Consider the following 412-nt stretch of genomic DNA (forward strand, 5'->3'; position numbering starts at 1 on the left):
AAGTTCCAATATTTCACATTTATACTCAGTAGCAACGTCTTGTATAATTTCTTTCAGCCGAACGTCAACGCCCTTCACTAAAACCGAACGCCGATACTTCGGACACCATATAACATGGTACTTGCAGGAGTAAACCACGTTCAGGTTGCTCTTGTATTTTATGGTGTAATCGCTCATGTACTAATTATACAGATGCTATATATATAATGCAAGACAAATCTAAGTCAAAACCAACTTCCCGCTTTCCTCCCCATGGCTAAAGCGAGGGGATTCTCGCGGAGATGGGTTGATTCTTGCAACATCCCAACCCTCAGGCACCTCCCCAATCCACTCCACCCCCGAATCTTTGTAGGCAGGGTAAGGTTTGTAATGACTCATACGTTATCTCCTTCCGGCATCGGTAGTACCGCTA

The 412-nt window shown here is 44.4% G+C and carries 2 protein-coding genes; both read right to left on the bottom strand.

The window, feature by feature from the left end:
• The coding region (gene tnpA, locus IV91_RS17725; RefSeq protein ID WP_150112548.1) for an IS200/IS605 family transposase at positions 1-177 on the bottom strand (177 nt) is incomplete at its 3' end.
• 42 nt (positions 178-219) lie between these two features.
• A complete protein-coding gene (locus IV91_RS18985; RefSeq protein ID WP_200874466.1) occupies positions 220-378 on the bottom strand; it encodes a hypothetical protein in 159 nt (52 codons plus the stop codon).
• Positions 379-412: the final 34 nt, after the last annotated feature.

The organism is Ferrovum myxofaciens, assembly GCF_000735045.1.
GTDB lineage: Bacteria > Pseudomonadota > Gammaproteobacteria > Burkholderiales > Ferrovaceae > Ferrovum > Ferrovum myxofaciens.